This is a genomic window from Tenacibaculum finnmarkense genomovar ulcerans (genome assembly GCF_900239495.1).
GTDB classification, from domain to species: Bacteria; Bacteroidota; Bacteroidia; order Flavobacteriales; family Flavobacteriaceae; genus Polaribacter; species Polaribacter ulcerans.
The window spans coordinates 64,871-91,267 of the sequence record NZ_OENE01000010.1; the positions used below are offsets into that span (position 1 = coordinate 64,871).

Annotated in this window: 24 protein-coding genes and 1 tRNA gene; 6 read left to right on the forward strand and 19 right to left on the reverse strand. The window is 30.1% G+C overall.

Annotated features, from left to right (window positions below):
• Positions 1 to 538: 538 nt before the first annotated feature.
• The 4 genes from DPIF8902391_RS03995 to DPIF8902391_RS04010 all read right to left on the reverse strand — a co-directional run bounded on the left by DPIF8902391_RS03995 (position 539) and on the right by DPIF8902391_RS04010 (position 3,264).
• Entirely contained in the window at positions 539 to 1,243 is a 705-nt protein-coding gene (locus tag DPIF8902391_RS03995; protein WP_172505099.1) for a crotonase/enoyl-CoA hydratase family protein, read from the reverse strand.
• A 25-nt stretch (positions 1,244 to 1,268) separates the two neighbouring features.
• Positions 1,269 to 1,640 carry a fluoride efflux transporter CrcB gene (crcB, locus tag DPIF8902391_RS04000; protein ID WP_058884393.1) on the reverse strand — a complete coding sequence of 124 codons (372 nt, stop codon included), beginning with the start codon at positions 1,638 to 1,640 and terminating at the stop codon, positions 1,269 to 1,271.
• Between the two features lie 83 nt (positions 1,641 to 1,723).
• Positions 1,724 to 2,701: a DoxX family protein gene (locus tag DPIF8902391_RS04005; protein WP_058884394.1), complete on the reverse strand. Its 978-nt coding sequence runs from the start codon at positions 2,699 to 2,701 to the stop codon at positions 1,724 to 1,726.
• Positions 2,702 to 2,718: 17 nt separating this feature from the next.
• Positions 2,719 to 3,264, reverse strand: a complete 546-nt coding sequence (locus DPIF8902391_RS04010) for a DUF1599 domain-containing protein (RefSeq protein ID WP_058884395.1) — start codon at positions 3,262 to 3,264, stop codon at positions 2,719 to 2,721.
• A gap of 122 nt (positions 3,265 to 3,386) precedes the next feature.
• On the opposite strand from DPIF8902391_RS04010, the gene folP reads away from it, so the two are divergent.
• Entirely contained in the window at positions 3,387 to 4,208 is an 822-nt protein-coding gene (gene folP, locus DPIF8902391_RS04015) for a dihydropteroate synthase (RefSeq protein ID WP_058884396.1), read from the forward strand.
• Positions 4,209 to 4,253: 45 nt separating this feature from the next.
• A complete protein-coding gene (gene cdaA, locus DPIF8902391_RS04020) occupies positions 4,254 to 5,036 on the forward strand; it encodes a diadenylate cyclase CdaA (RefSeq protein WP_058884397.1) in 783 nt (260 codons plus the stop codon).
• Between the two features lie 60 nt (positions 5,037 to 5,096).
• On the opposite strand, the gene DPIF8902391_RS04025 is transcribed toward cdaA, so the two are convergent.
• The 3 genes from DPIF8902391_RS04025 to truA all read right to left on the reverse strand — a co-directional run bounded on the left by DPIF8902391_RS04025 (position 5,097) and on the right by truA (position 8,221).
• Positions 5,097 to 5,651: a hypothetical protein gene (locus tag DPIF8902391_RS04025; protein WP_172505100.1), complete on the reverse strand. Its 555-nt coding sequence runs from the start codon at positions 5,649 to 5,651 to the stop codon at positions 5,097 to 5,099.
• A gap of 69 nt (positions 5,652 to 5,720) precedes the next feature.
• Positions 5,721 to 7,457, reverse strand: coding sequence for an ABC transporter ATP-binding protein (locus DPIF8902391_RS04030; protein WP_242037289.1), 1,737 nt, complete (start codon positions 7,455 to 7,457; stop codon positions 5,721 to 5,723).
• 29 nt (positions 7,458 to 7,486) lie between these two features.
• Positions 7,487 to 8,221: a tRNA pseudouridine(38-40) synthase TruA gene (gene truA, locus DPIF8902391_RS04035; protein ID WP_172505102.1), complete on the reverse strand. Its 735-nt coding sequence runs from the start codon at positions 8,219 to 8,221 to the stop codon at positions 7,487 to 7,489.
• Positions 8,222 to 8,482: 261 nt separating this feature from the next.
• Between truA and DPIF8902391_RS04040 the strand changes: the two genes are divergently transcribed.
• Positions 8,483 to 8,977 carry a metallophosphoesterase family protein gene (locus tag DPIF8902391_RS04040; RefSeq protein ID WP_058884401.1) on the forward strand — a complete coding sequence of 165 codons (495 nt, stop codon included), beginning with the start codon at positions 8,483 to 8,485 and terminating at the stop codon, positions 8,975 to 8,977.
• Here DPIF8902391_RS04040 and DPIF8902391_RS04045 read toward each other — a convergent pair.
• From DPIF8902391_RS04045 to DPIF8902391_RS04075, 7 genes are all read right to left on the reverse strand, one after another.
• On the reverse strand, positions 8,974 to 10,836 hold the full coding sequence (locus tag DPIF8902391_RS04045) for a tetratricopeptide repeat-containing sensor histidine kinase (protein WP_058884402.1): 1,863 nt from the start codon (positions 10,834 to 10,836) through the stop codon (positions 8,974 to 8,976). The two genes, DPIF8902391_RS04040 and DPIF8902391_RS04045, sit on opposite strands and share 4 nt — an antisense overlap.
• Before the next feature lie 54 nt (positions 10,837 to 10,890).
• Complete coding sequence (locus DPIF8902391_RS04050) at positions 10,891 to 11,580, reverse strand: hypothetical protein (protein WP_101916135.1); 690 nt, start codon at positions 11,578 to 11,580, stop codon at positions 10,891 to 10,893.
• A 145-nt stretch (positions 11,581 to 11,725) separates the two neighbouring features.
• Complete coding sequence (locus tag DPIF8902391_RS04055) at positions 11,726 to 14,359, reverse strand: TonB-dependent receptor (protein ID WP_172505103.1); 2,634 nt, start codon at positions 14,357 to 14,359, stop codon at positions 11,726 to 11,728.
• Positions 14,359 to 15,195, reverse strand: coding sequence for a GLPGLI family protein (locus DPIF8902391_RS04060; RefSeq protein WP_058884405.1), 837 nt, complete (start codon positions 15,193 to 15,195; stop codon positions 14,359 to 14,361). The genes DPIF8902391_RS04055 and DPIF8902391_RS04060 overlap by 1 nt, the downstream gene beginning before the upstream one ends.
• A gap of 120 nt (positions 15,196 to 15,315) precedes the next feature.
• Complete coding sequence (locus tag DPIF8902391_RS04065; RefSeq protein ID WP_172505104.1) at positions 15,316 to 15,471, reverse strand: hypothetical protein; 156 nt, start codon at positions 15,469 to 15,471, stop codon at positions 15,316 to 15,318.
• Positions 15,472 to 15,852: 381 nt separating this feature from the next.
• On the reverse strand, positions 15,853 to 16,503 hold the full coding sequence (locus DPIF8902391_RS04070; RefSeq protein ID WP_058884407.1) for a response regulator: 651 nt from the start codon (positions 16,501 to 16,503) through the stop codon (positions 15,853 to 15,855).
• Between the two features lie 228 nt (positions 16,504 to 16,731).
• Positions 16,732 to 17,169, reverse strand: coding sequence for a DUF4293 domain-containing protein (locus DPIF8902391_RS04075; RefSeq protein ID WP_058884408.1), 438 nt, complete (start codon positions 17,167 to 17,169; stop codon positions 16,732 to 16,734).
• 201 nt (positions 17,170 to 17,370) lie between these two features.
• Between DPIF8902391_RS04075 and rho the strand changes: the two genes are divergently transcribed.
• Positions 17,371 to 19,194 carry a transcription termination factor Rho gene (gene rho, locus DPIF8902391_RS04080; protein WP_172505105.1) on the forward strand — a complete coding sequence of 608 codons (1,824 nt, stop codon included), beginning with the start codon at positions 17,371 to 17,373 and terminating at the stop codon, positions 19,192 to 19,194.
• Between the two features lie 81 nt (positions 19,195 to 19,275).
• Here rho and DPIF8902391_RS04085 read toward each other — a convergent pair whose 3' ends face one another.
• From DPIF8902391_RS04085 to DPIF8902391_RS04095, 3 genes are all read right to left on the reverse strand, one after another.
• Positions 19,276 to 19,833: a 5-formyltetrahydrofolate cyclo-ligase gene (locus DPIF8902391_RS04085; RefSeq protein ID WP_058884410.1), complete on the reverse strand. Its 558-nt coding sequence runs from the start codon at positions 19,831 to 19,833 to the stop codon at positions 19,276 to 19,278.
• A gap of 3 nt (positions 19,834 to 19,836) precedes the next feature.
• Complete coding sequence (locus DPIF8902391_RS04090) at positions 19,837 to 20,202, reverse strand: MmcQ/YjbR family DNA-binding protein (protein WP_058884411.1); 366 nt, start codon at positions 20,200 to 20,202, stop codon at positions 19,837 to 19,839.
• A gap of 135 nt (positions 20,203 to 20,337) precedes the next feature.
• Positions 20,338 to 20,412, reverse strand: a tRNA-Pro gene (locus DPIF8902391_RS04095).
• 186 nt (positions 20,413 to 20,598) lie between these two features.
• On the opposite strand from DPIF8902391_RS04095, the gene trxB reads away from it, so the two are divergent.
• Complete coding sequence (trxB, locus tag DPIF8902391_RS04100; protein WP_058884412.1) at positions 20,599 to 21,537, forward strand: thioredoxin-disulfide reductase; 939 nt, start codon at positions 20,599 to 20,601, stop codon at positions 21,535 to 21,537.
• Between the two features lie 226 nt (positions 21,538 to 21,763).
• Here the strand turns inward: trxB and DPIF8902391_RS04105 are convergent, their stop codons facing one another.
• Both DPIF8902391_RS04105 and DPIF8902391_RS04110 read right to left on the reverse strand, forming a co-directional pair.
• Positions 21,764 to 22,609 carry a hypothetical protein gene (locus DPIF8902391_RS04105; RefSeq protein WP_172505106.1) on the reverse strand — a complete coding sequence of 282 codons (846 nt, stop codon included), beginning with the start codon at positions 22,607 to 22,609 and terminating at the stop codon, positions 21,764 to 21,766.
• A 15-nt stretch (positions 22,610 to 22,624) separates the two neighbouring features.
• Positions 22,625 to 23,767: a M14 family metallopeptidase gene (locus DPIF8902391_RS04110; RefSeq protein WP_172505107.1), complete on the reverse strand. Its 1,143-nt coding sequence runs from the start codon at positions 23,765 to 23,767 to the stop codon at positions 22,625 to 22,627.
• 201 nt (positions 23,768 to 23,968) lie between these two features.
• Here DPIF8902391_RS04110 and DPIF8902391_RS04115 point away from each other — a divergent pair, with 201 nt between their 5' ends.
• Positions 23,969 to 26,380 carry a TonB-dependent receptor gene (locus DPIF8902391_RS04115; RefSeq protein ID WP_172505108.1) on the forward strand — a complete coding sequence of 804 codons (2,412 nt, stop codon included), beginning with the start codon at positions 23,969 to 23,971 and terminating at the stop codon, positions 26,378 to 26,380.
• The last annotated feature ends 17 nt before the right edge of the window (positions 26,381 to 26,397 follow it).

The following is a 26,397-nucleotide window of genomic DNA, read 5'->3' on the forward strand; positions in this document are numbered from 1 at the left end:
TTTATTTTGATAATCCTTGTCAATTCGAGTGATTTTAATGACTAAAAGGAATTAAAATAGTATCGAGAATTTGAATTGTTTTTTGTTGATATTAAAAAAGTTCTCGATACATTTTTTTAAAGGAAAAAAAACACTCGAACTGACAGTTATTTTGATGATTCTTGTCAATTCGAGTGATTTTAATGACTAAAAGGAATTAAAATAGTATCGAGAATTTGAATTGTTTTTTGTTGATACTAAAAAAGTTCTCGATACATTTTTTTGAAGGAAAAAAACACTCGAACTGACAGCTCTTTAATTTTTGAACAGGTTTATTCAATTTTAGTTAAAAAATAAAGTTTGATGCACAAATGCCTAGCCCCGATTGAAGCATTTGTTTGAGCTCTTTTTTGTTTTTTTCAAACAAAAAAAGCGAGTGCGGAAAGCGGGAAATTGCTTCAAATAATTTTTATTTTTTTACAAGATTACTTTTAAACTAAAAACCCATCACATTTTTTGAAATTGCGATGGGTTTTTAAAAATTATTAAAACGTATTTTTTATTTTGATGGTGGATTTAAGCCATTTTCTGCATCTTTTTTAATCGCTTTTTTTAAAGATCTTAAAGCTGTTTTTCTAACCTTTAATTTGGTTTGATGATGTGCTTTTAGGTTTAATTTAGCAAACATTTCTGCAATTTTAATCGCTGTTGGTAATACCTGGTTTTCAGGAACTATTTTGTCTAGAAACCCTGCGGTAACAGCATCTTTGGGACTGTACATTTCAGCATTATTTACACTGCGATTTACATAATTAGGCGTTAAGCGAGCTTTGGCAATTTGAACCCCTGCATTGTGCATAGTCATGCCTATTAATACTTCGTTAAATCCTATTTTAAAATTTCCTTCAGCGCCTAATCGGTAATCGGTAGAAAGTAGTAAAAATGCGCCTTTTGCAATAGCATGCCCAGTACAGGCGGCAATAATTGGCGTAGGAAACGATAGCATTCTGTGTGATAATTTTGAGCCTTTTGTAACTAGTTTTAAAGCTGATTCGGGCGAGGTAGTCATGCTTTTTAAATCGTATCCTGCCGAAAAAATACCTGGTTGTCCTGTTAAAATAACTACTTTTTTTTGGGCTTCGGCTTTATCTAGTAATTGGTTTAATGAATCGATTACTTCGTGCGATATGGCGTTTACTTTACCATTATTAAGGGTAATAATTACGTAATTTTCTTCGGATGTATAGTCAATTAATGCGCTCATAATAAAATATATTTTTTAGTGAAAATTAAATGAATTTAGTTAAAAATATTCCTGCGAAAACGGCTAAAAAACCCAGGATAAAACTGGCAACGGTATAAAAGGCAAAGGTTGTAAAATCGCCTGCTTTTAAAAAGACATGATTTTCGTAAGCAAAGCTCGAAAATGTGGTAAAACCACCACAAAAACCTGTGGCTAATAATAAGGTGTGATTTTGGGTTAATGTGTTATTTTTAGCGGCGAATCCTAAAATAAAACCGATCAGTAAACTTCCTAAAATATTTGCTGTAAAGGTGCCGTACGGAATTCCTGTTTGGGGGTTATTTAAAAATTTTCCGATTAAAAATCGTAAAACACTTCCAAGGCCACCGCCCATAAAAACGAGTAGTAATTGTTTCATAGTATTGCTAAAATAAGAAAACCTCGCTATTTTAGCGAGGTTTTATATTGTAAAAATAGTTTTAAAATATAGGCGATAAAATATTATTCTTTTAGAGTAACATCTTGAGCATCTGTCCAATTCCATTTCCCTGCGATAATACCTTTTTCAACGGTAACAATTCCTGGATTGGCTCTGATAACTGTTTTTAAAGCAGTTTCATCACAAAAACCGAAGGTATATGGCAGGTTAAATTCTTTTTGAGTAGCAGCTAAATCTTCAATATACGACGCTGTTAATACATAAATTTCATAACCATTTGCCTTTGCTTTTGCAGCAGCTTTTGATACGGCTGCAATTCCTTGTTTTTCAGTTTTATCAAAATTATACATTAAAACAAGCATTGCTTTGTCTTTTTTTAACATACTTTCTAATAAATCACCATCATCAGTTTCAATCATAAAATCATGAATTGGCGGCACATCATCGCTACCTTCTTGGTATTCCATGCCTTTGGCAATATCTTTTCCTATAGCATAGGCTCTAAAATCAATAATTGGTAAATGATGCAATACATGATAGGTAATTCCTAATGAAAAGAACAGGGCTATAGCGGTGAATAAAGCGCTTACTTTGATTGAAATAAGTGGTTTTATATATTTTAAACCAATAATTAAAATGATAATAAAAACCATAAAAACCACGTTTTTGTAGAAGGTTTCTTTGGGTGTTAATTTTAAGGCATCTCCAAAACAACCGCAATCGGTTACCTTGTTGTACACGTATGAATACCAGGTTAAAAATAAGAACACTAGGTTTAAACTAAAAATACTCCAAACGGTAAATTTAGGTTTGTAACCCACCAATAACATAACACCTAAAACCAATTCAACAACTATTAATAAAATTGAAAAAGGTAGGGTGTAGGGAATTAAAAATTCTAAATTTAAGACGTCTTCGCTAAAATATTCTTGAAATTTATATTGAGAACCAATAGGGTCTACTAATTTTACGAATCCGGAATAGATGAATAAAAGACCGATTAATATTCTTGAAACATGTGTTAAAAGTTTTAATATCATTTTTTAAGGGTTTAAGTTTAACTGTTTGACTCTGAATGATGAATCAATGCAAAAATAGCATAATTAATCATGTCTTGGTAATTTGCGTCAATTCCTTCAGAAACTAAGGTTTTTCCTTTGTTATCTTCAATTTGTTTTACACGAAGTAATTTTTGAAGAATTAAATCGGTTAATGATGAAATTCGCATTTCTCGCCAAGCTTCACCGTAATCATGGTTTTTGTTTTCCATTAATTCTTTGGTGATTTTCAGGTGTTTATCATATAAAATAGTTGCCTGATTGGTGTTTAAATCGGGCTGCTGAACAACGCCTAATTCTAATTGAATAAGTGCCATTATCGAATAATTAATAATACCTATAAATTCTGGTTTTTCACCTTCATCAACTTTTCGTTGGGTATTTTCTTGTAATTGACGAATACGCTGTGCTTTGATAAAAATTTGGTCGGTTAATGAAGGAAGTCTTAAAATTCGCCAAGCGCTTCCGTAATCGCTCATCTTTTTGATAAACAAACTTCTACATTGATCTACTACTACGTCATATTGTTCAGAGGTGTGCTGCATCTTTTTTATTTAAAAGTAATGCTTCAAAAGTAATAAATATTACAGGCTTTTCTTATTTTTACTTTTGAAAATTTTAACGTTAAAAGTTGGAGTTTTATAACGAAGATTTATAATTAATGATGATGACAATTAATTGCAAAGGAAATTTAATAGACTTCACGATTCCTAAAGTAATGGGGATTTTAAATGTAACACCCGATTCTTTTTTTGATGGTGGAAAATACAAAAATGAACAAGCTATTTTGAGTCAAACCGCTAAAATGCTAGCCGATGGCGCTACTTTTATTGATGTTGGTGCGTATTCATCAAAGCCAGGGGCAAAGCAGGTATCCGAAGTAGAAGAACTAGCTCGAATTATTCCTGTAATAAAATTATTAGTGCGTAATTTCCCTAGCATAATTATTTCTGTAGATACTTTTAGAAGTGAGGTTGCAAAGCAGTCTGTGCAAGCAGGGGCGGCACTTATAAATGATATTTCTGGCGGTGTTTTAGATGCCAAAATGTTTGAAACTGTAGCGAAATTACAAGTGCCTTATATTATGATGCACATGCAAGGAACGCCTCAAAATATGCAATTAAACCCTGTTTATACTGATATTGTAAAAGAAGTAACCTTATTTTTTGCAACACAATTAGCAAAACTTCGCGCTTTAAAAGTAAATGATGTTATAATTGATGTCGGCTTTGGTTTTGGAAAAACAACCGCACATAATTACGAGTTATTACAAAAATTAGCCTTGTTTGAAAGTTTAGAAGTGCCTATTTTAACAGGTATTTCTAGAAAATCGATGTTGTATAAATTATTAGATATTTTACCTGCCGATGCTTTAAATGCGACAACGGTAGCAAATACCATTGCTTTGTTAAACGGAACTAATATTTTAAGAGTTCATGATGTAAAACAAGCAGTAGAAGCAGTAAAAATTGTAAAACAAGTGCAGTAGTTACGTGTTTTAAAAGGAGTACATTTACTAAAAACACTATAATTAATGAATTTAGATTTTATTGATTTTTCGTTTCTTGACCTGCTCGATATTATTTTAGTAGCGGTGTTACTATATTATATTTACAAGTTATTAAAAGGAACGGTTGCTGTAAATATCGTTATCGGTATTACTTTAATTTTTGTAATTTGGCAAATAACGCAAGCGCTTCACATGGAAATGTTGAGCGGTATTTTGGGCTATTTATTATCGGGAGGAGTCATTGCTTTAATTATTGTTTTTCAGCAAGAGATTAGAAAATTTTTATTGATGATAGGAACGACTAATTTTTCGACTAAAAGAGGTTTTTTAAATCAACTGACATTTTTAAAGGCCGAAATTAATTCAGAAACGGATATTAAAACAATTTTAAATGCGTGTATTAGTATGGCAAAAACTAAAACAGGCGCTTTAATTGTTATCGAAAAAACAAATAATCTTGATTTTATCGTAAATACAGGCGATCAAATGAATGCGCTAGTAAACGAGGCTATTTTAGAAAGTATTTTTTATAAAAATAGTCCGCTACATGATGGGGCTACCGTAATTAGAGATAATTTTATTGTAGCAACTCGGGTGGTTTTACCTATTTCGGCAAGCACGAAATTACCCGCTCGTTTTGGTTTGCGTCATAGAGCAGCAATTGGTGTAACTGAAAAAACAGATGCTATTTGTTTGTTAGTATCGGAAGAAACTGGCGAAATATCGTATATAAATAACGGTGAATTTGTACTGTATAAAACATTAGAAAATTTACTAATAAAGCTTCAAAATGATTTAACTACTTAAAAATATAACACAAAAAAAGCTCGCAAATTGCGAGCTTTTAATTTGTACGAAAATCTAAAATTATTTAGCAGGAGCCATTTTAGCCATAATAGCGTTCATAACACCGTTATATTTTTTAACACCTTCAGCATCTAAAGAAGAAACAATTTCTTTTCCTTTAGCAGCTAATTCAACACCTTTTTTAGCTAATGAAGCATTCTTTAAAACATCACCTTTAGCAGCGATATAATCGTTTGCGTAAGAAGCATAGTTATTTAAGTGTTCAGCAACTTTAGGATCTTTAAATGCAGGAATTGAAACTCCAGCAAGTTTAGATGTTACAGCTTCGGTAGCAGCATTAACAGCCTTTGTTGCAGCATCAGTAGTAGCGTCAACAGCCTTTGTTGCAGCATCAGTAGTAGCGTCAACAGCTTTTGTTGCAGCATCAGCAGTAGCGTCAACAGCTTTTGTAGCAGCGTTAGTAGTTGCATGAGCAGCTTTTGTAGCAGCATCTTTTGTTGCATCAGTAGCTTTAGCAGCAGCTTCAACAGTTGCATCTTTAGCTTCAGCAGCTTTTTTACAAGAAGTTGCTAATAAAGAAGCAGCAACACAGATAGTTAAAATTACTTTTTTCATCGTATTATGATTTTTAGTTTATAGATTGATAGGGCAAATGTATTCTATTGTGCTTTGTAAACAAACTAATTACGAAGTAATTTCAGTTTTAAACTGTTTTTTATATAAATTTTTGTAGTAGCCATCTTTTTTGTTCAGTAACTCGGCATGGCTACCTTTTTCAACAATTTCGCCTTTGTCCATTACAATAATAGTATCTGCCTTTTTTATAGTTGCTAATCTGTGGGCAATGACTATTGAAGTTCGGTTTTTAGTGATTTTATCCGTAGCATATTGAATCATTTTTTCGGAATGTGTATCAACAGAAGAAGTTGCTTCATCTAAAATTAAAATACTTGGTTTGCTAACATAAGCTCGTAAAAAAGCAATTAATTGACGTTGCCCTGATGATAGCATTCCGCCACGTTCTTTCACATTATAAGAATAACCATTAGGCAAACTCACAATAAACTCATGAATACCAATTTGTTTTGCCGCTTGTTTTACTTCATCCAAAGAAATATGTTTGCTTTTTAAAGAGATATTATTAAAAATAGTATCAGAAAATAAAAATACATCTTGTAAAACAACGGCTATTTTTTCACGCAAGGCATTAATTTCATACTCTTGAACAGGTATATTATCTAAGTAAATAGTACCGCTATCTATTTCATAAAAACGATTGATTAAATTGATAATAGTTGATTTTCCTGCACCTGTAGCACCAACAATCGCAATGGTTTGTCCTTTTTGAACATCAAAAGAAATGCCTTTTAAAATTTCCTCTCCTTTAATATAACTAAAACGCACCTCTTTAAAAGAAATAATTCCTTCTAAAGTATCTGTAGTAATTGTGCCGCTTTTTGTTATAGAACTTTTGGTGTCAATAATATCAAAAACACGTTCGCCAGCTACAATTCCCATTTGAAGTTGATTAAATTTATCGGCAATTTGACGTAGTGGTCTAAATAACATTTGTGCCATTTTTATAAAACCAATAATGGCAGCAACAGAAACAGCATTATCTGCAATAACTTGCAATCCGCCATACCAAACGATTAAACCAATAGCTATTGATGATAATATTTCGGCAATTGGAAAAAAGATAGAGTAGTACCAAACCGTTTTTATATAGGCTTTTTTATGTTTATCATTGATGCCAACAAAGTTTTGATATTCTATCTTCTCACGATTAAAAAGCTGTACAATTTTCATTCCTGTAACTCTTTCTTGCACAAATCCGTTGAGGTTTGCTACTTGATTTCGAACATCCTGAAAAGTAGATTTAATCGCTATTTGAAATATTTTTGTAGCATAAATTAAAATAGGTAAAGTTGCCAATGCAATAAGTGCTAACCTCCAATTAGTGTATAGCATTACAATAATTACAACAACCATTTTTAAAAGATCGCTAATAATCATAAAAACCCCTTGCGAAAAGAAATTAGCAATAGTTTCAATATCTGACACCACGCGAGTAACCAATCTTCCTACCGATGAATTATCAAAATAACTCATTTTAAAAGATAAAATTTTTCGAAATGTTTTGCTTCTAATATCTCTAATAATATGTTGCCCTACCCAATTGGCGTAGTAAATAAAGCTAAACTGAAATAAAACCTGCACCAATAAAGTAACTAACATCGCTATTGTATAGTACAATAATCGAGTTAAATCTTTATGGGTTACAAAATCATCAATAGCCATCATTAAAATAACGGGGCTGAGTACTGCAAATATTGCTAAAAGTATGGTAGAACTTGCTGCTATAATAAATCGTACACGATACCGTTTTGCAAAACTCATCAGTCTTACAAAAATTTTCATATCGAACGCTTTTCCTGTTTTTTTACTCACTATATATAGGGGTATACTACTTTTGTTAAAAATAATCCTTTTGCGGGAACCGATGTTCCTGCCTTGCTTCTGTTTTTACTAGCGATAATTTTATGAAAATCATCAATTGTTGTTTTGCCTGTACCAATATCAATTAAAGTACCCACAATAGCACGCACCATGTTTCTTAAAAACCGATTTGCGCTAATATGAAACGTCAACTCATTGCCTTTTAACTCCCAAATGGCATTGGTAACATCGCAATTAAAAGTATGCACGTCCGATTTTACCTTCGAAAAACACTCAAAATCTTCATGTTCATATAAAATTGCTGCCGCTTGGTTCATCAAATCAACATCCAATTTCTGATTGTATAATTGCCAAGAGGTATCTAATGAAAACGGGTTTCTGCCAAGCCAAATTTTGTATTCATAACTTCTGCTACTTGCATCAAAACGAGTATGTGCATCATTGTGCACTAATTTACAGTTAAAAATTACAATATCATCAGGTAAAAGTGCATTTAATCGGAAGGCAAATTTATTAGTTAAAACCACATCGGTATCAAAATGCGCAAACATTTGTGAAGCATGTACGCCCGCATCTGTTCTTCCTGCGCCTGTAATGCTTATATTTTCTCTTAAAACAGTGCTAATTGCCTTGTTTATTTTTTCTTGTACCGAAACTGCATCAGGTTGTATTTGCCAACCATGATAATTTTTTCCTTTATACGCTAATTCAATAAAATATCTCAAAAAACTACAAAATTTAAGTGGCTAAATTATGAAATAATAGCTTGAGTTGTTAAGGCTATTCGAATAAATATCTACAGAATTTTTATTTTAGATAATTATTTTTTGAAGCAATTTCCCGCTTTCCGCACTCGCTCTTTTTTTGAAGAAAAATCAAAAAAAGGAGCTCAAACAAATGCTTCAATCGGGGCTAGGCATTTGTGCTACTTTCAAAATGTAAGAAAATAGCATAAAATTCACATCACATTGATTAGTTTTGTTCTGATGAAAAAAATACTGCTACTTTCTGACACTCATAGTTATATTGACGATCAAATATTAAAATTTGTAAAACAAGCCGATCAGGTTTGGCATGCCGGCGATATTGGCAATTTAAAAGTTACCGATACCATAAAAAAACACAAACCTTTACAGGCTGTTTACGGCAATATTGACGATAACAATGCCAGAGCAGAATTTCCGTTAGATAATAAATTTACTGTTGAAGGAGTTTCAGTTTGGATAACTCATATAGGCGGTTATCCGAATGCTTATAAACCTAGAGTGAGGGAGGCGTTGCAAAAAAAATCTCCAAAAATATTTATCAGCGGGCATTCGCATATTTTAAAAGTGCAATACGACCAGAAATTTAATTTACTTCATTTAAATCCAGGAGCAGCAGGAAAGCATGGTTTTCATAAAGTAAGAACTATGTTAAGGTTTGAGCTAGATAAAGGAGAAATAAAAAATATGGAAGTTATAGAATTGGCTAAGCGCTAAGTTATTGATGAAAAATCAAATGTTTCTTTATGTTTAATAGGTACAATAATCGTTATTTTCGTGCCTTTATTTTTATCCGATTTAATGGTAAATGTACCTTTCATCATTTCAATTCTTGCGGATATTTGCTTTAAACCGATACCATTATTAATATTACAAAACTCTGTAGAAAAACCAATTCCATCATCATTAATAAATATATTTAGCGCATCATTATCTTGTTTTATAATTATTTGCGCATAGCTAGCTTCACTGTGTTTTAGAATATTATTGGCAAGTTCTTGAATAATGTTATATATTTTCATTTCAAAATCTTGCTGATATCTATCAATATTTTGAGCAGAAACATCAAACTGTAATTGACAGTTAGAATATTTTTTAGCAACATCTTTTAAGGCATATTCCAAACCGAATTTCAATAAAATAGAAGAAATAAGATTGTGTGATAAATCTCTAACTTTTTCAGAGGCTTCTAAAATAATCCCTTGTGTTTTTTCAATTTCAAGAGGAATACTGCCTTTAAATTGTTTTTTAGAAGCGCCTAAGTGCATATTTGCCGATGATAATAAGGCACTTACATTGTCGTGTAAAATTTCGGCTATTTGTTTTCGTTCAGATTCTTTAGCATCAATAGTAGCATTTAATATTTTTGTTTGTGTTTCTGATTTTATTTTTTCAATAGCCTGTTGTTCTCGTAAATTATTTTCAGAAAGTTTTAGTTGTAAGTTTTTTTGACGGAGTTTGTAATTATACACAATACCTGCCGATATAATGATAACCAATAAGCTTAAAGCACCAAATAACCAGGTTGTTTTATTGTCTTTCGCTTCTACAAGTTTTCGTTGTTCTGTAACTAAGTTTACTTTTTGTTGTTCTAAAGTTTCTTTGTGTTTTACGGTTATTTCTTCAATAATACTTCGAACTTCTTTCTCTCGTTGATTGTCTTGAATATCGTATGATAATTCTTGATAATCGTAGGCTTTATAATCTTTTAAATTCCGCATAGCCCACGCCAAATTGTAGTATAATGTAGATTTATGTTTAACAGCTATAGAGCTGTTATTATCTTGTATTAAGCTAATAGCTTCTAAGTAGGTATTTTTAGCTTTTTTGAATTGATTTAAAGATAAATAAATACTAGCTAGGTTATTTAATGATATTGCTTGTTTTACGTTATCAGCTCTTTTTTGATGAATTTCAATGGCTTTTATGGCAAAAAATTTCGCTTTTTCAAAAAGAGAATCTTGTTGATATATTGCTGATAAATTAATATAAGAAAGCGCCTTGTTTTTTAAGTTTTTTTCGCTGACAAAGTCAAGCTTTTGCAGTTTATTATAAAAAAAAATAGCAGAATCTTTACTCGTGTTTGCTTTTTCTTTATTCTTTTTTAATTGAGTGCTGTAATTTTTTTGATAAGCGCTGCCAATTCTTAAATAAATTTCAGCTGAAATAGCTTTTGTAGCTAAAATTTCATTTTCTTGAGAAAAAGAATTGTTGTTTTTCTCAAGAAAATGAAGGGCTATTTTATAATACTCTAATGATTTGTTGTAGTTGTTTGTTTTATCGTATATATCGGCTATTAGCATAGCTGTTAAATAGGTAAATTTGTGGTTTTTATTTTTTTTGCTTTTTTGAAACAGTAAAAAACCACTTTTCAAGGAAGAAATATATGCTCCTTTATTATATTCTTTTAATAGTTTTTGATAAACTACTTTTAGAGGACTATCATTTTGAGTACTAAAAGACTGTTCTAAAGGAGCATATTTATTAATATTTGCAATTAGATTACAAGAAACAAACAAAATTAACCAAGTGACTAATAGTTTTGTTTTTAAAATTTTTTGAATATTATTTTTCAAACGAAAATAATTTAAGAGTAATTAGCTCAAAAATACGTCTTTTATATAAGAGAATTATTCATTACCATTTACAATTATAAGTCTTGGTTTTCTACCATAAGCTTCCATAGCTTTACGAGAACTGGTAATTCCTTTAATTGCTGAATATTTATGATTTACAAAATCTATTCTTAAAGTGTTCTGATTAGCTGAAAGAGCAATCGTTTCTGAGAAATCTTTTTTAGTCGTATTTCCTTTAGATAAATGAACTTCGTAGGTTGCTATTTCTTGATTATAGGTAAATGTTGTAGCAACATTGTTGTTTACTTTAAAAGAAAGTAAATAAGTACCATCGTTATTTTCGGTAACACTATAAGAATTTAAAAATTCGGTAATGTTTCTTTTAGCAAGGTTACTATTTTGGTCTTCAATAGTTATTTTTTTTCTGTTTCCTTTATTAGCATCTAAAAAACCAATAACTAACTGCTCATTTTCTATTAAAAAATCATTACTGTATTTCTTAGCCGTTTTATTGCTTGCTTCCGATAAAATAATTTCATTAGCATTTTCGCTATTTTTAAGACTAGTTACGTCGGTATAATTTGTTGTTTTTAAATCGATAGAATAGGCGCCATTTGCATCTCTTTTAAGACTGTAAGATTCTAATAATTTTTGTTGTACTGCGCTAGGAACTTCTGTTTGGTTAGAAGTGCAAGCTGTTAAAGCTAAAATTGAAGCTACTAATAATTGGGTTGTCTTAATCATAATTTATTATTTATTTGGTGTTAGTTTATTTTTTTTAGTAATTTTAAAGTTACTCCTTGTTTGGTAATACTTTGCTTTATCTCTTAAAAATTATCTTGATTTTTTTTTTACAGGGTGTTGGTCGCTGCCTTTAACTCCAAAATTATTATAATGAAAACCTAGCCTTAAACAATACCTGTGAAGGTCTTAAAATAAAATTAGATTCCAAGTAACTAAAATTATTAATATTTACAGTTCTATAATTTTCTGTATTAAAAAGATTATTCCATTGAATTTCAAAATCAATGTTTTTCTTTTTCCAAGTATAGCGATAAACTAAATCTGTAAATAAGTTTTTGGTAGCTTCAGAGAACAAATTATTTTTGATAATTTCGGTTTTTAAACTTAAGTATTGATTTTTTTTGGGGTAAATATTTACATTTAATTTATGAAATTGTTGAGTTATTGTTTGATTTTTTTGTTCTTGGATTTGATTGTTTGAAAATTGAAAAGTAGATGTTAATTCTGTATTTAACCAATCAGTAATATCTATATCTACCTTTGCGTTGAAACTCCTGTTTTGATTAGAAATATCTGTTGTTTCAGAATTCAAAATTTGCTGAAAAGATTGTAAACTATAATTGGTACTCATAGTTATATTTGTGTTTATTGAACTAATATATTTACTCGCTTTGGTAGAAAAATTATGAGATTGTCTTTTATTATCTTGCTCAATAGCTTGAAACTCAATTGCACCATTATTTAGAACCTGTGTATTGTAAAGTAAGTTATTGTTTGTTATTGTATTTGAATAAGTCAAATTTAAAAATAAAGCATTAATAGGGTTTCTATAACCGATAAATGCAGCATAATTAATAGTTTGTTTTTCAGGTAAAGGCGCATCTATACGTTGTATATTTCTATAATTTAGCAAGATGTAATTATAATATACTTGATTTATAGTCCCAAATTGATTGCTAAAACTGGCTGATGAAGCAATACGCCAAAAATTAGTAATATCATAATTTAAAGAGAAGCGTGGTTCAAAAGTTAATCGATTTAGGTTTTGATTTCGCAGTAAAGGTTTATCTTCTAATTGGTAGTTGTGAAAATTAACTGGCGTTGTCAATTCCATTCTCCATTTATCTTTTTTATATTGTGTTTTTAAATTAAAATACAATTTGGCACGTCTCCAATCTAAATTATTTTCAAAATCTGAGATTTGATTTGTATTTGATGTTAAAATTTTACTTTTTAAATCTTGCTGTTCAAACTGAAAACCAACTTTAGGGCTAAAACTGAATTGTTTCCAACCTTTTGTAAAATCTAAAGAGTTATTAGTATAAAACGTATTAAGTTCAACATTTTGAATAACTTTTTCATAAGCATTACCATTATTTAATAAGTCGTTAAACGGACCTGGGTTAATAGTTAATGATTGTGGTGTTTTATTAAATCCTATATAAGAATTTAATGAAGCAATTTGTTTACCAATTGAGAATAGAGTTTTAAATTTATTTGATAGTTTAAAATATCTATTACTTAAATTTTGATTAATATCATCATTATTTAGTTGAATATTGCCTTGTTGATTATCCCAAAATCCTTGAAATTGTAAACTGTTTTTTAAAAAGTTTTTATTAGTATTCTTTTGAAGTGTTAGGTTGGTTTCTAAAGTATTTGTATAAAGTTGGTTATATTTCTGCTCAAATAAATTAATACTGTCATTTAATGTGAAAAATTGAGTGTTTGTAACTCCATTTTGTTGTTGATAATCATTAATGTAAGATACATTTAATCGCAATTCATAATCGTTTTTTAATTTTTGTAAATAATTACTAGTAATTAGATGAATGTTATTATCTAACCAACGTTTTTCTGAAAAATTAGGTGTTTGAAGTTTTTGAATAGATAACCAATCTTGTTTTTCATTATTACTTTCAAATTGTTCTAATAAATCATCAACAGTCAAAGATTTTAACTGTGAAGCCACATCGTTTCCAGTATTATTAAATTGATAAGAACTTAACATTTGTTTTTTCTTTGAAAACAGCATAGGAGTTATATTGGAGTCCCAAAGTAAAGGAGATAATCCACTACCAATTTCTGCTTGACCTGTAAAAGTGTAATTGCTTTTAAGTTTTATATTTATAGCTGCTTGGTCTGAATAGACCAAGCTGTCCAACATTTTAATAGGTTGATGGTTTTCTAAAACCTGAACTTTAGTTACTTCTTTATAGGGTAAATTTTTGTTTGCTAAATTGTATTTACCTTCTAATAAATCTAAACCTTCAATGTAATATTTATTAATAGGCTTACCCTGATATAATATTTTTCCATTATCTAAAACTTCAATACCAGGCATATTTTTTAAAACATCTGCAATAGTTCTATCTTCTTGTTTAGAAAATGAACTTACAGAATAATTTATAGTATCGCCTTTACGAGTAATAGGTAAAGATTTTATAATAACTTCTTTTAACTCGGTTATTTCTTCTTCTAAAACAAAATTTAAAGTTTGAGATTTATTTTCAATAATTTTGGTAACATTTTTAAAACCCATTGACCTGATATTGAGTTGTAATTTTTCTTTGTTTGTATTTATCGAAATAGAAAACTCTCCTTTATTATTAGAAATACTATAGTTTAAAATAGTATCTGTGTTTATTTCTTTTATCGTTATGCTAGTAGCATAAATTGATTTACCTTTTATAGTTTTTAACTTACCATTAATTATGCTTTGAGAAAAACTAAAAATTGAAAAAAGAAAAAATATACCAAAACTTATAAATAACTTCATTAATCAATAATTTCTATTGGGTTGTATGGTATTTTTTTAAAATTTGCACCACCCCTAATAGTTCCTGTGATAAAATTTTCAGGTTTTTCATGAAAATTTCTTTCAGCTTTAAAAAAGTTTTCTTTTGATGTTTTTATTGTATTTTTTTTAATTGTCTTATAAATTTCTTTTTGTTTATTATCTATACCAATAGCTATAAAATGGAAATTTTTTTTATCATCATATAATTCTAAAATTAGACCGGGTAAATTCCCAAAAACATAAGGACCTAAATTAATAGGTATTTCTTCAGTGTACCAAGCGATCCATTTTCTACCACCATAATTTACTACTGCTTTTTTTACTTTATAATTTAAAATTGTTTTATTATCGTTTACAAGTTTCCAACTTAAATTTGATATCTTTTCTTTATACTCATAATTTTTTTTGTAAATTTTACTTTGAATTGTTAAGGAATTATCTTTTAACTCTTTAAAAATATTTTTTTTAAACCCTATTTTCGCCCTCATAGCGAGTAATTTATTTAATTCAACTGCGCCTAAATTTTTATAGTAGCTAAATTTTTCTTCTATAGAATCTTTTTTTAAAGTATTAAAATCTGTAAATTTTGACCAATTTTGACCAATTTGGAGTACGGTTAAAGAAGACTTTGTTTTTTCTGTTTTTTTAGGGTTTGAAACATATGTATAATTATAATAAATGTTTTGTTTAGTTTGTTCTAATTTTTCTGCATTATATTCGATAGGAGGAAAACTCATATTACCCTTAATTTGAATTTGTCCAATAACGTTGCTCGTAAATAAATAGAAAAATAATATTTTTAAAATTTGTTTCATATCTAAATGATTTTATTTTATTAAATGTGTGCACAAATTAATTTGTGCACACAAAAAAGTAAGTGATTAACATCTTCCTTGAGAGAAATGCCAAGCATCTTCAAGAACTTCTGTAGTGGTTTAACCATCAATACATAAGGAAAAACTGTTGTCACATTCAACGTTGACTTCAACCCAATGACTACAAATAAATTCTTCTGCTACTGTTTTTTCAACATCAGTAGTACCACTAAATGATGCTAATAAAAATGCTAATCCTAAAAATAAACTTTTCATAATTTTTCTTTTTTATGAAATTTTCCAACTTTAAAAAGTTAGTTTGGAAAATATTCCCATTTTTGGTATTCATCCAATTTTACTATTTTGTTTACTTTCAATGTTCAAATCTCTATAATTTCATTTTAACTTTATTTGATTGAATTTCTATTATTTTCATAAAGATAATCAGTCGGTTTTAATCGCTGTGGCATAATAAGTGTAAAAAAGCGATGTACTAAAAATACAGTACGGTAAACAAAACAAAATGAAGGGTTTTTTTTATTTTACGCTAGTTATTGCTAACAAGTACATCGCTGATTTTATTTTTTATGATTATAGTGTTGGTTTTTAGCGATGTACTTACTAATAAAGCGATAGATTTACGGGGGACTATTGGCTTTATATTATATTATTTCTAACAGCGTACATCGCTAAACCGACTACATTTTTTACTTTTAATTTTCTATATAAACTCTTACGATATGTTTCAATCGATTTTACACTCACTGATAAATGAACTGCTATTTCAGTAGAGTTTTTTTCTAAAGCTATTTGCTTTAATACTTCAATTTCTCTTTCAGTTAATTCTTCTTTATTTAAACGATTTTCTTCAATTTTCGCTTCAGAAACATACAATTCCAATAAGTTAGTTTTAATTGTATCACTAAAATATTGTGCACCATTATACACATCTTTTATGGCATCTATAATATGTTCACTAGCGCAACTTTTATCAATAAACCCATTAGCACCTAATAAAACCATTTGCTGCACTAATTTAGCGTCACTTAAACCAGACAGAATGATTGTTTTAATTTCTATATTACGTTTTTTAAACGCTTTTAAAACTTCAATCCCGTCCATTTCTGGCATATTGATATCTAAAATTAGGACATCGGCATTGTTTTTAGTAGACCAATTTACTACCTGTTTACCAGTTAAAGAATAGCCTTCTATTTCAAAGTTATCCTCTGTATTTAATAAGGCGATGACCCCATCGATTAAGATTTTATGGTCATCAGCTATGTGAACTTTAATCTTTTGATCCATTGTTGTTTCGTTTACAAATTTATAGCATGTATTTAGGGTACACAATACCCAATACCCCTAATTGATCGTTAGGGTTAACCCTAATTGGATTAGGGTTAACCCTAATTTCGTTAACATTTCTTTAACATTTGTTTTGTTAATTACCTGATTCATATAGTTTTAAAAATAAAAAAACCGAAATCAAAGATTCCGGTTTTTTTTCGCACTAAATATACTAATATGTTAGGTTTATCGTAATCTATCTACAGATTTTACAAGATCTTCATCTTTCTTGATGGCTTTATTTGCTAAAACTAACAGCAAAATAACAAGAATCGGAAAAAACATCCCAATACCTTTCTCAGAAACCGCAGCTTCTCCAGATAATGTTTGTGACAGATATATTAATATCCCTAATAAAAAAAAGTTAATTAATATGTTAACACGCCCTAAAACAAATTGTAGCTCACGGTTTTTAAATAAAAACAGCGTTACAGCCGATAATAAAGCGGAAATAAAAAATAATACAGGCGTTGCTTTTTCTAAAAAACTAGCCCCCGAAAATAAATCTATTATATAAACAGGTGTATTTACTTGGTTGTTAGCCCAAAGACTACAGCAAGTGGTTAAGCCAGCAGAAATTAATACTGCAATTAATAGATATATAGATTGTTTTCTTTGTATCATATTCGTTATTCGGTAGCAAATGTAATATTTATTTTTTTAAAAAGAAATATTACAAGTTAAATTATTTGTATATATTTGTCAGATAAGTACCTGCACACAACAAAATAATTATATAGTTCCTATATAATTGAAACCATATAAAAACTTAAATACAATTAGATCCTTTTTCTTAAAGGGTTGTATAACTTAATTATCTTACCAATGCTCGAGATTTCAGAATTAAAGACTAAAAAATTAATAGATTTACAAGTAATTGCAAAAACGATAGGTTTAACCAAAGTAAGTCAATTAAAAAAATTAGATTTGGTTTATAAAATTTTAGATGCACAAGCAGAAGAAGCTAGTGCTAATCAAGCTAAGCCAATAGCTGAAAAACCTAAGCGAAAAAGAATAGAAAAATCCGAAGAAAACACCAAACAGCCAGCTAAAGAAATAAAGCAAGAAGTGGAACAAAAAAAACCATTGAAAGTTGCAGAGAACACCGCAGAACAAGCTGTTAAAAAGGTAGAAGAAAAAACGGATTTTGAAGCTAAAAATATAAAATTTGGTGTAAAAACAGCTGTTAAAAAGCAAGAAAAAGAAGCAGTTAAAAAAGGAAGCATTTCTGATAAAGATGCCGATAAAACAACAGAAACTGCTAAAAAAGAAGTTCAAGAAACGGTTGAAGCACCTAGTAAATCAGCTGTAAAAAAACAAGGACCAAAACCTGTTTCAAGACCACGACCAAGGGCAGTCGTTGAGGCGGCTAAAAAGCAAGGACCAAAACCAAGAACTCAAGTAGAAGCTAAAAAAACAGTGCCACGACCAAGGGCAGTAGTTGAAGCGGCTAAAAAACCACAACATAAAAATCAGCATCAAAATAAACCAGCACATAAAAGTGGTAATAAATATAGAGATCCTGATTTTGAATTTGATGGAATTATTGAAAGTGAAGGAGTTTTAGAAATGATGCCTGACGGATATGGTTTCTTACGCTCATCAGATTATAGTTATTTATCATCGCCTGATGATATTTATGTATCGCAATCACAAATAAAATTATTTGGTTTAAAAACAGGAGATACTGTTTTAGGAAATGTCCGTCCGCCCAAAGAAGGTGAAAAATACTTCCCATTAATTAGAGTATCAAAAATTAACGGTTTAAACCCGAATATTGTTCGCGATAGAGTTTCGTTTGAACATTTAACGCCTTTATTTTCAGATGAAAAATTCAATTTAGCCGAAAAAGGAAGTTCTTTATCGACTAGAATTATTGATATATTTTCTCCTATCGGAAAAGGGCAGCGTGGTATGATTGTATCGCAACCAAAAACGGGTAAAACAATGTTATTAAAGGATGTGGCAAATGCTATTGCTGCAAATCATCCTGAAGTATATCAAATTGTTTTATTAATTGATGAAAGACCAGAAGAGGTTACCGACATGAAACGTAATGTTCGTGGTGAGGTAGTTGCTTCAACCTTTGATGAACCTGCCGATAAACACGTACGTGTTGCGAATATTGTTTTAGAAAAAGCAAAACGTTTAGTAGAATGTGGGCATGATGTAGTAATTCTTTTAGATTCAATTACACGTTTGGCAAGAGCCTATAACACGGTTGCACCAGCTTCAGGTAAAATTTTATCAGGAGGTATTGATGCCAACGCTTTACACAAACCAAAACGTTTCTTTGGAGCTGCTCGTAATATTGAAAACGGAGGATCGTTAACAATTATAGCTACCGCGCTTACCGAAACTGGTTCAAAAATGGATGAGGTTATCTTTGAAGAATTTAAAGGAACAGGAAATATGGAACTACAATTAGATCGTAATATTTCTAATCGTAGAATTTACCCAGCCATTGATTTAATTAAATCAAGTACCCGTCGTGACGATTTATTATTAGACCCAAAAACGGTAAAACGTATGTGGGTGCTACGTAAATATTTAGCCGATATGAACCCTGTAGAAGCAATGACCTTTATTAATGACAGAATTAGAGTATCTAAAAATAACGAAGAATTTTTAATTTCGATGAACGGATAATTCACGGATAATTCACTGATAATTTATCGAAAATTAGTTATAAAATTAAAAATCCCGCAATTCGCGGGATTTTTTCATGTTTTATATAGGGAATATTACAAAATCTAAAGGAATATCATAGGCATTACAATCGGTAATTTCGGCAATTGGTGCAAAAAAATTAAGCCCAATTATTTTGGTATCTTTTCTGCAATCGGCTAAAAAACGATCGTAAAATCCTTTACCATAACCAACGCGGTAATTTTCAATATCAGAAATTAACATCGGTACAAAAACAACATCAATTTCTGTAACAGCAACTTCTGTAGCATTTACAGGTTCGGGAACACTAAATTTATTTAATTTTAACTCGGTATTTTCTTCTAAATAAAAATGAGTTAGCGAATCATCAGCAAAATTACATTGGCTAACAATTATTTTTTTTTCTTTACTTCGGAAGAAATCAATAATAGGTTGGGTATCTATTTCTTTAAATTTTTCCATAGATAAAAACAAATGAACATTATTTATCGCATTGAAATCAATCATTTCTGCATTGAAAATTTGCTGATAAATGCTTTCTTGAAATATGTTTATTTCTTGCGCAGTTAATGCCGTTCTTTTCTGTTTGTATATTTTTCTAAGTGCTTTTTTATCCATAATTTATAGTAAATGAAGTGCTATTTGTGCTTTTTTTGTCAAACCTTTTACAACTAAGCTATAAGAATGATCTATTAATTCAAAAATAAAAGCATCAGCAATAGTGTTGTTTATTAAAATGGTATTCCAATGTTTTTTATTCATATGCCATCCGGGAAGTATGTTTTCATATTCTTCTCGAAGTTCTAAAGCCCACTGAGGATTGCATTTTAAGTTTATTTTAGCTTCACCTTGTTCCCAACTATGCAAGCTAGTTAAAGTAAACATTTTATTCATTACCTTAAAAACAAGCGTAATATTATCAAAAGGAAAATGTTCGGTAACGCCTTTTTTAGCCATACAATAATTACGAAGTTGCTCTATATTCATTATTATAATGATGTGTTTTAGTAGAACAGGAAGAATACTAGTATTTTAAAAATTCTTCAAGCATCACGAAATTACATAATTACTTTAAATAAAGCGCACAAAAAAGACCTAAGAAAAATATCTTAAGTCTTTTAGTCGGGGTGGCAGGATTCGAACCTGCGACCTCCTCGTCCCAAACGAGGCGCGATGACCGGGCTACGCTACACCCCGTACGATTATCGGTGTGCAAATCTACAACAAATAATTAGATCTGCAATAAAAAAACGTAAAAAAATAATATTTTTTTTAAAACGCTTTAAAATAGCTTTCGTTTATGGTGTAATAATCAAAATAGATATCAAAAAAAGACAATAGCGATAAAAAAAAATTACATTTGTAAGACCAAAAAATTAGATGATGGCAGAAAAAATTAAGTGTTTGATTATAGGTTCAGGACCAGCAGGATATACCGCTGCAATATATGCTGCAAGAGCAGACATGAAACCTGTTATGTACACCGGAATGCAAATGGGTGGGCAGTTAACAACGACTACCGAAGTTGATAATTTCCCAGGATATGCTAACGGAACCGACGGAACTGCAATGATGAACGATTTGCAAAAACAAGCAGAACGTTTTGGAACTGACGTTCGTTTTGGAATGGTTACAAAGGTTGATTTGAGTACCGAAGTAGGAGGAATCCACAAAGTAATTGTCGATGAATCTATTGAAATAGAGGCGGAAACAATTATTATATCAACAGGGGCAACCGCTAAATATTTAGGGTTAGAAAGTGAACAACGCCTAATTGGAGGTGGAGTTTCGGCGTGTGCTACCTGTGATGGTTTTTTCTATAAAGGACAAGATGTTGTTGTCGTTGGAGCTGGTGATACTGCTGCCGAAGAAGCAACTTATTTAGCAAATATTTGTAATAAAGTGACCTTATTGGTTCGAAAAGATTACATGAAAGCCTCAAAAGCAATGCAACATCGTGTGAATAAAACAGCAAATATTGAAGTATTATACAATACCGAAATCGATGAAGTTTTAGGCGATAATGTTGTTGAAGGAGTTCGTGCGATTAACAATCAAACCAAGCAGACAACCGAAATTTCGGTAACAGGTGTTTTTATCGCTATTGGGCACAAACCAAATTCTGATTTATTTAAAGATGTTTTAGATATGGACGAAGTTGGTTATTTAATTACCAAAGGAAAATCGACTAAAACCAATTTACCAGGTGTTTTTGCAGCGGGCGATATTCAAGATAAAGAGTACCGACAAGCAGTAACAGCAGCAGGTTCAGGATGTATGGCAGCCTTAGATGCTGAGCGTTATTTAGGTGCTTTAGAATAAAATAGGAGTATCTTTTTTAAAAAAAATAAAAATTTAAAAGAGCGTTTACATAGTTGTAAACGCTCTTTTTTTGTTGGGTATTTTACCAGAAATATTTTGGGCGTTACCCAAGGGTCGCGCTTTCGCTACTCGCTTTTTTTGTTTGAAAAAAAACAAAAAAGAGCTCAAACAAACCGCTCTATCGCTAACGCAAAGCCAATAACTCTCTAAAAAAATCGAAATTCTATTATTCTTTAGCATTAAAAGCATCCCAATACTTTGATAGGTAGGTATTTATTTTATCAAAATCATTTTTATCAAAAATAGTATTAAGCGCTTCTATATATTCAAAAAATTCACTCAAATAATCTTCTTTTGAGGCATTTAAACTTGGAGAATAACAGCTATCACTATCTAAAGCATATTTAAATTCTTCTATTAATTTTTCAAGAAATAAGGGTTTATTTTCTTGAATATAATCAGAAAGACCATCTTCTAATAAATCTTCAAATTGTTCACTTCCATGTTGCCCGCAGCAGGTTATTAATCGAGCAATTGCCAGGGTACAAGTTTCTTCGTTCCATTGGTATTGTTCAATAAGTTCTTCTATATCGCCACCTTGATTTACTTCGTGGTCTAAATCGCAGGTTCTTAAAAAATAGATATATTCAGGCATCCATTTTTTATCTTTACTAACTAACGATAAAATAGCTTGTGTTCCTAACGGATTTTCGCAATCTTCCCAAATTCTCGAGTCATATTCGCCGTGGTCAGTTGCTTGAAGATATGTAATTGTTGCCGATGTTAAAGCGCTGTATTTTGACACTTCATTAAAAAGTGTTTTTTCATCAGTAAATAATATTTTTGGCGTATCAATGTTATTATTTTCATCGATTAAACCAATGCTATAATTAAATTGATATATTTTATGTTTCTTTTTTAAATCAATAATTAATGCCGTTAATTCAGATAAAATAATTGCGATATCATTTTCACTGATTACAGCCGTATTTGATTTTTTATCAAAAATAAATTGACCTTTTAGCTTAGCGATATCATTTATTTGATAACTTATTTTAAAAGTAGTTTTCATAGTTTTTTAACGGTTTTAATTTTTAATCCCTAGTAAAAATCCTTCTAACGCTGTTAAAAAAGAAGCACCTAAAGCTTCTGAACGTTCATCAGACCATTGTTTTGTTGGTTCAACAACATCGTCATTATCTTTAAAAGGCATTTCTAAGGTAAAAGAAAGTGCTTTAAAAAGTTCACCAATTTGATAAGAACAAACCGCTAAATTTGCCATATTAGGTTCGCTATCTTCATATTTATGCACATCTTGAAATTCTGGAGTTACCGACATCCATTCATTTTTAAAACGAATTTCTTCTGATAAAATTTTATCAGTAACACTAGGAATCCCTCTTAAACTGGTTACAAAATTATAAGGAATTGCTTCATCGCCATGAACATCTAATAGAAAATCAACACCTGTTTCTTGCATTTTTTGTTTGCAATAAAAAACCTCTGGCTCAGTAGCTTTATTGGGGTTTTCCCAAACTCTATTATAATTAATTCCTAAGGTGTTTACACGTAAATTTCCTGCAATACTTCCATCAATATTCATGTTCGGAATGATATAAAAACAGCAGGTTTCTAGTAGTGTATCAATGGTAGTATCTTCTAAAATATTTTCAGCAACAAAACGATTTACAATCCCGTTGATAAACCATTCCGCCATACTCTCACCGGGATGCTGACGTGCAATAATCCAGATATTTTTTTTATCGGTACTAGGTGTACCAAATTGTAAAAGTTCTATAGGTTTTTTATTGATAGTTTCGCCTAAAATAGTAGTTGTACACAAGTTACTTTTACTTGCTGTTGCTACTAAATTAAGATGTTGCTCGTAGGTAAATGGCGTAAAATAAGCGAAATTTACTTCGTTTTGCACAGGGGTAATACTAAAGTAAAGTTTACCGTTTTTGTACTCGGTGTTTTGTAAACGAAACCAATTTTTAGCATCGTAAGAAGCGTTGGTTTTGTAATTTTCCCAACCATCGGCAAAGGCACTTTCACTAGCGTTTTCAATACAAAAAGTATAGGTTTCACCTATGGTAATATCGGTAATTTTAAAATTAAACCATTGAAAAAAATGAGAATTGGTATCTTTTCTAATGTTTAATTGTGCGCTATTTTGTTGCTGAGATATTAGGGTAATATTACCAGCATCAAAGTTTGTTGTAATTTGCATAATGTTTATTTTTTTGATAAAATTTTAAATAGTGTAGCTGTGGTAGCTAAATAACGAAGCGTTTTTCAAAGGTAAAGAATACGATTAAATTTGTAAGAGATAAAAATAGATACTTTATTTTCTATGGCTTATTTTTAGGTATCATTTTACCTTAATTTACGCAATAGTATGTATTTTAGCTAGCTGTAAATCAGCTTATTTATGAAAAATATATGTTTATTGTTTGTAGTTTTTTTGCATTCTTTACTTGTGGTAAGTCAGAATGATGATCAAAATGGTGTTATTTCAGGAAAAATAATTGATGCTAAAACAAGAGATGTTCTTCCTTTTGTAAATGTATTGGTTTATGGAACTACTAAAGGAGTTGTTTCTGATGAAAATGGTAAATTTAAAATAGCTAATATTCCTTTAGGATATAATAAAATACAAGTATCATTTATTGGTTATCAAACCTTAATTTCTGATGAATATTTAGTTACAAATGATAATATCCCGTTTGTAACCATCGAATTAAAAGAAAGTGATACTACTTTAAATGAAGTTGAGGTAAAGGCTAATTTGTTTAAAAAATCGGTACAAAGTCCGTTGTCTTTACAATCTTTAGGAGTTGCTGAAATAGAAAAAAACCCTGGAGGAAATAGAGATATTTTAAAAGTTATTCAATCGTTTCCTGGTGTTGCTTCTAATCCTGGTTTTCGAAATGATATTATAATTAGAGGAGGCGCAACATCTGAAAATAAATTTTATTTAGATGGCATTGAAGTTCCTGTAATTAATCATTTTCAAACGCAAGGCGCAACTGGTGGACCTGTAGGAATTATGAATGCCGATTTAATCCGTAAGGTTGATTTTTATTCGAGTGCTTTTCCTGCGAATAGAGGAAATACCTTAAGTTCGGTTATCGAATTTACGCAAAAACGAGGGAATCCAACAGCTTTAAATACAAGAGCTACTTTAGGAACTTCTGATGCAGGAATTACTTTAGATGGACCTTTGGGTGATCATACGACTTTTATGTTGTCGGTTCGTCAATCGTATTTACAGTTTTTATTTAAGTTAATTAAATTGCCTTTTTTACCAACTTATAACGATTTTCAGTTAAATGTAAAATCGCAATTATCAAAAAACAGTGAATTATTAATAATCGCTTTAGGAGCAATCGATACTTTTAAATTGAATGAATCGGTAAATGATGACATAACAGATCAAGATATTTTAAAAAGAAATACTATTGTTTTAAATACTGTTCCTGTAAATAGCCAATGGAATTATACGGTTGGTGCTAGTTATAAATATTTTGCTGAAAACTCGACACATTTAGTCGTTTTAAGTAGAAATGAGTTGAAAAATACCGCTGAAAAATATTTTTTGAATCAAGAAGTAGCAGCAAATTTATTGTTAGATTATAATTCTAAAGAAATAGAAACTAAATTTCGATATGAAAATAATTTTAGCACTTCAAATAATTATAAAGTCAATATAGGTACAAACATAGAAACGGCGACTTATTTAAATAATACGTATCGAAAAGTGGCAAATTCTCAAGGAGTTTTTGAAGATACTTTTAATTCGGATATTGACTTTATTAAATACGGCGTTTTTGGGCAGATATCAAAAGGATATTTAAAGAATAAATTAGGTGTTTCCTTCGGATTTAGAATTGATGGTGTTGATTATAACAAAGAAATGAAAAATTCATTCAATCAATTTTCGCCAAGACTTTCATTAAATTATAGCTTAAATGATAAAATGAGTTTAAGTTCATCGGTAGGGCGTTATTATCAATTACCATCTTATACTGTTTTAGGATTTAAAGATAACTCAGGAGAATTTATCAACAAAAAAGGATTAAAATATATACAGTCAGACCATTTTGTAAGTGGATTATCATACAAACCAACTACGAGTTCTAAAATTACTTTTGAAGGATTTTATAAAGCGTATGATAAGTATCCATTTTCAGTAAGAAATCAAATTAGTTTGGCAAATTTAGGAGCTGATTTTGGTGTTGTAGGAAATGAAGAGGTCGTTTCTAATTCAAAAGGACGTGCTTATGGTTTTGAAATATTGGCTCAAAAAAAATCATTTAATGGTTTATACGGATTAGCCTCATATACTTTTGTAAGAAGTGAATTTAAAGATGCTTTAGGAAGTTATATTCCTTCTACTTGGGATAATAAACATCTTTTAACAATAACCGCAGGAAAAAAATTAAAGAAAAATTGGGAAATAGGCGCTAAATTTAGGTTAGTTGGCGCAAGACCTTACACACCTTATGATAGAAATGCGTCATCATTAAAAACTAATTATGATGTTGTAAATGGAGGTGTTTTAGATTTTTCAAAATTAAATGAAAAACGTTTTGATACCTACACGCAGTTAGATTTAAGAGTTGATAAAACATGGTTTTTAAAGAAGATAGCTGTTAACTTTTATGTTGATATTCAGAATGTTTACGCTAGTAGTGCTAGTGAGCAACCTTTTTTATTACCAATAGAAGATGCTGATGGACGAGTTTCAAATACTAATGATTCATCAAGATATGTTTTAGAAGAAATAGAAAGCACATCGGGTAGTGTTTTACCAAGAATTGGAGTTATTGTAGATTTTTAGAACATTTTTAAACATTT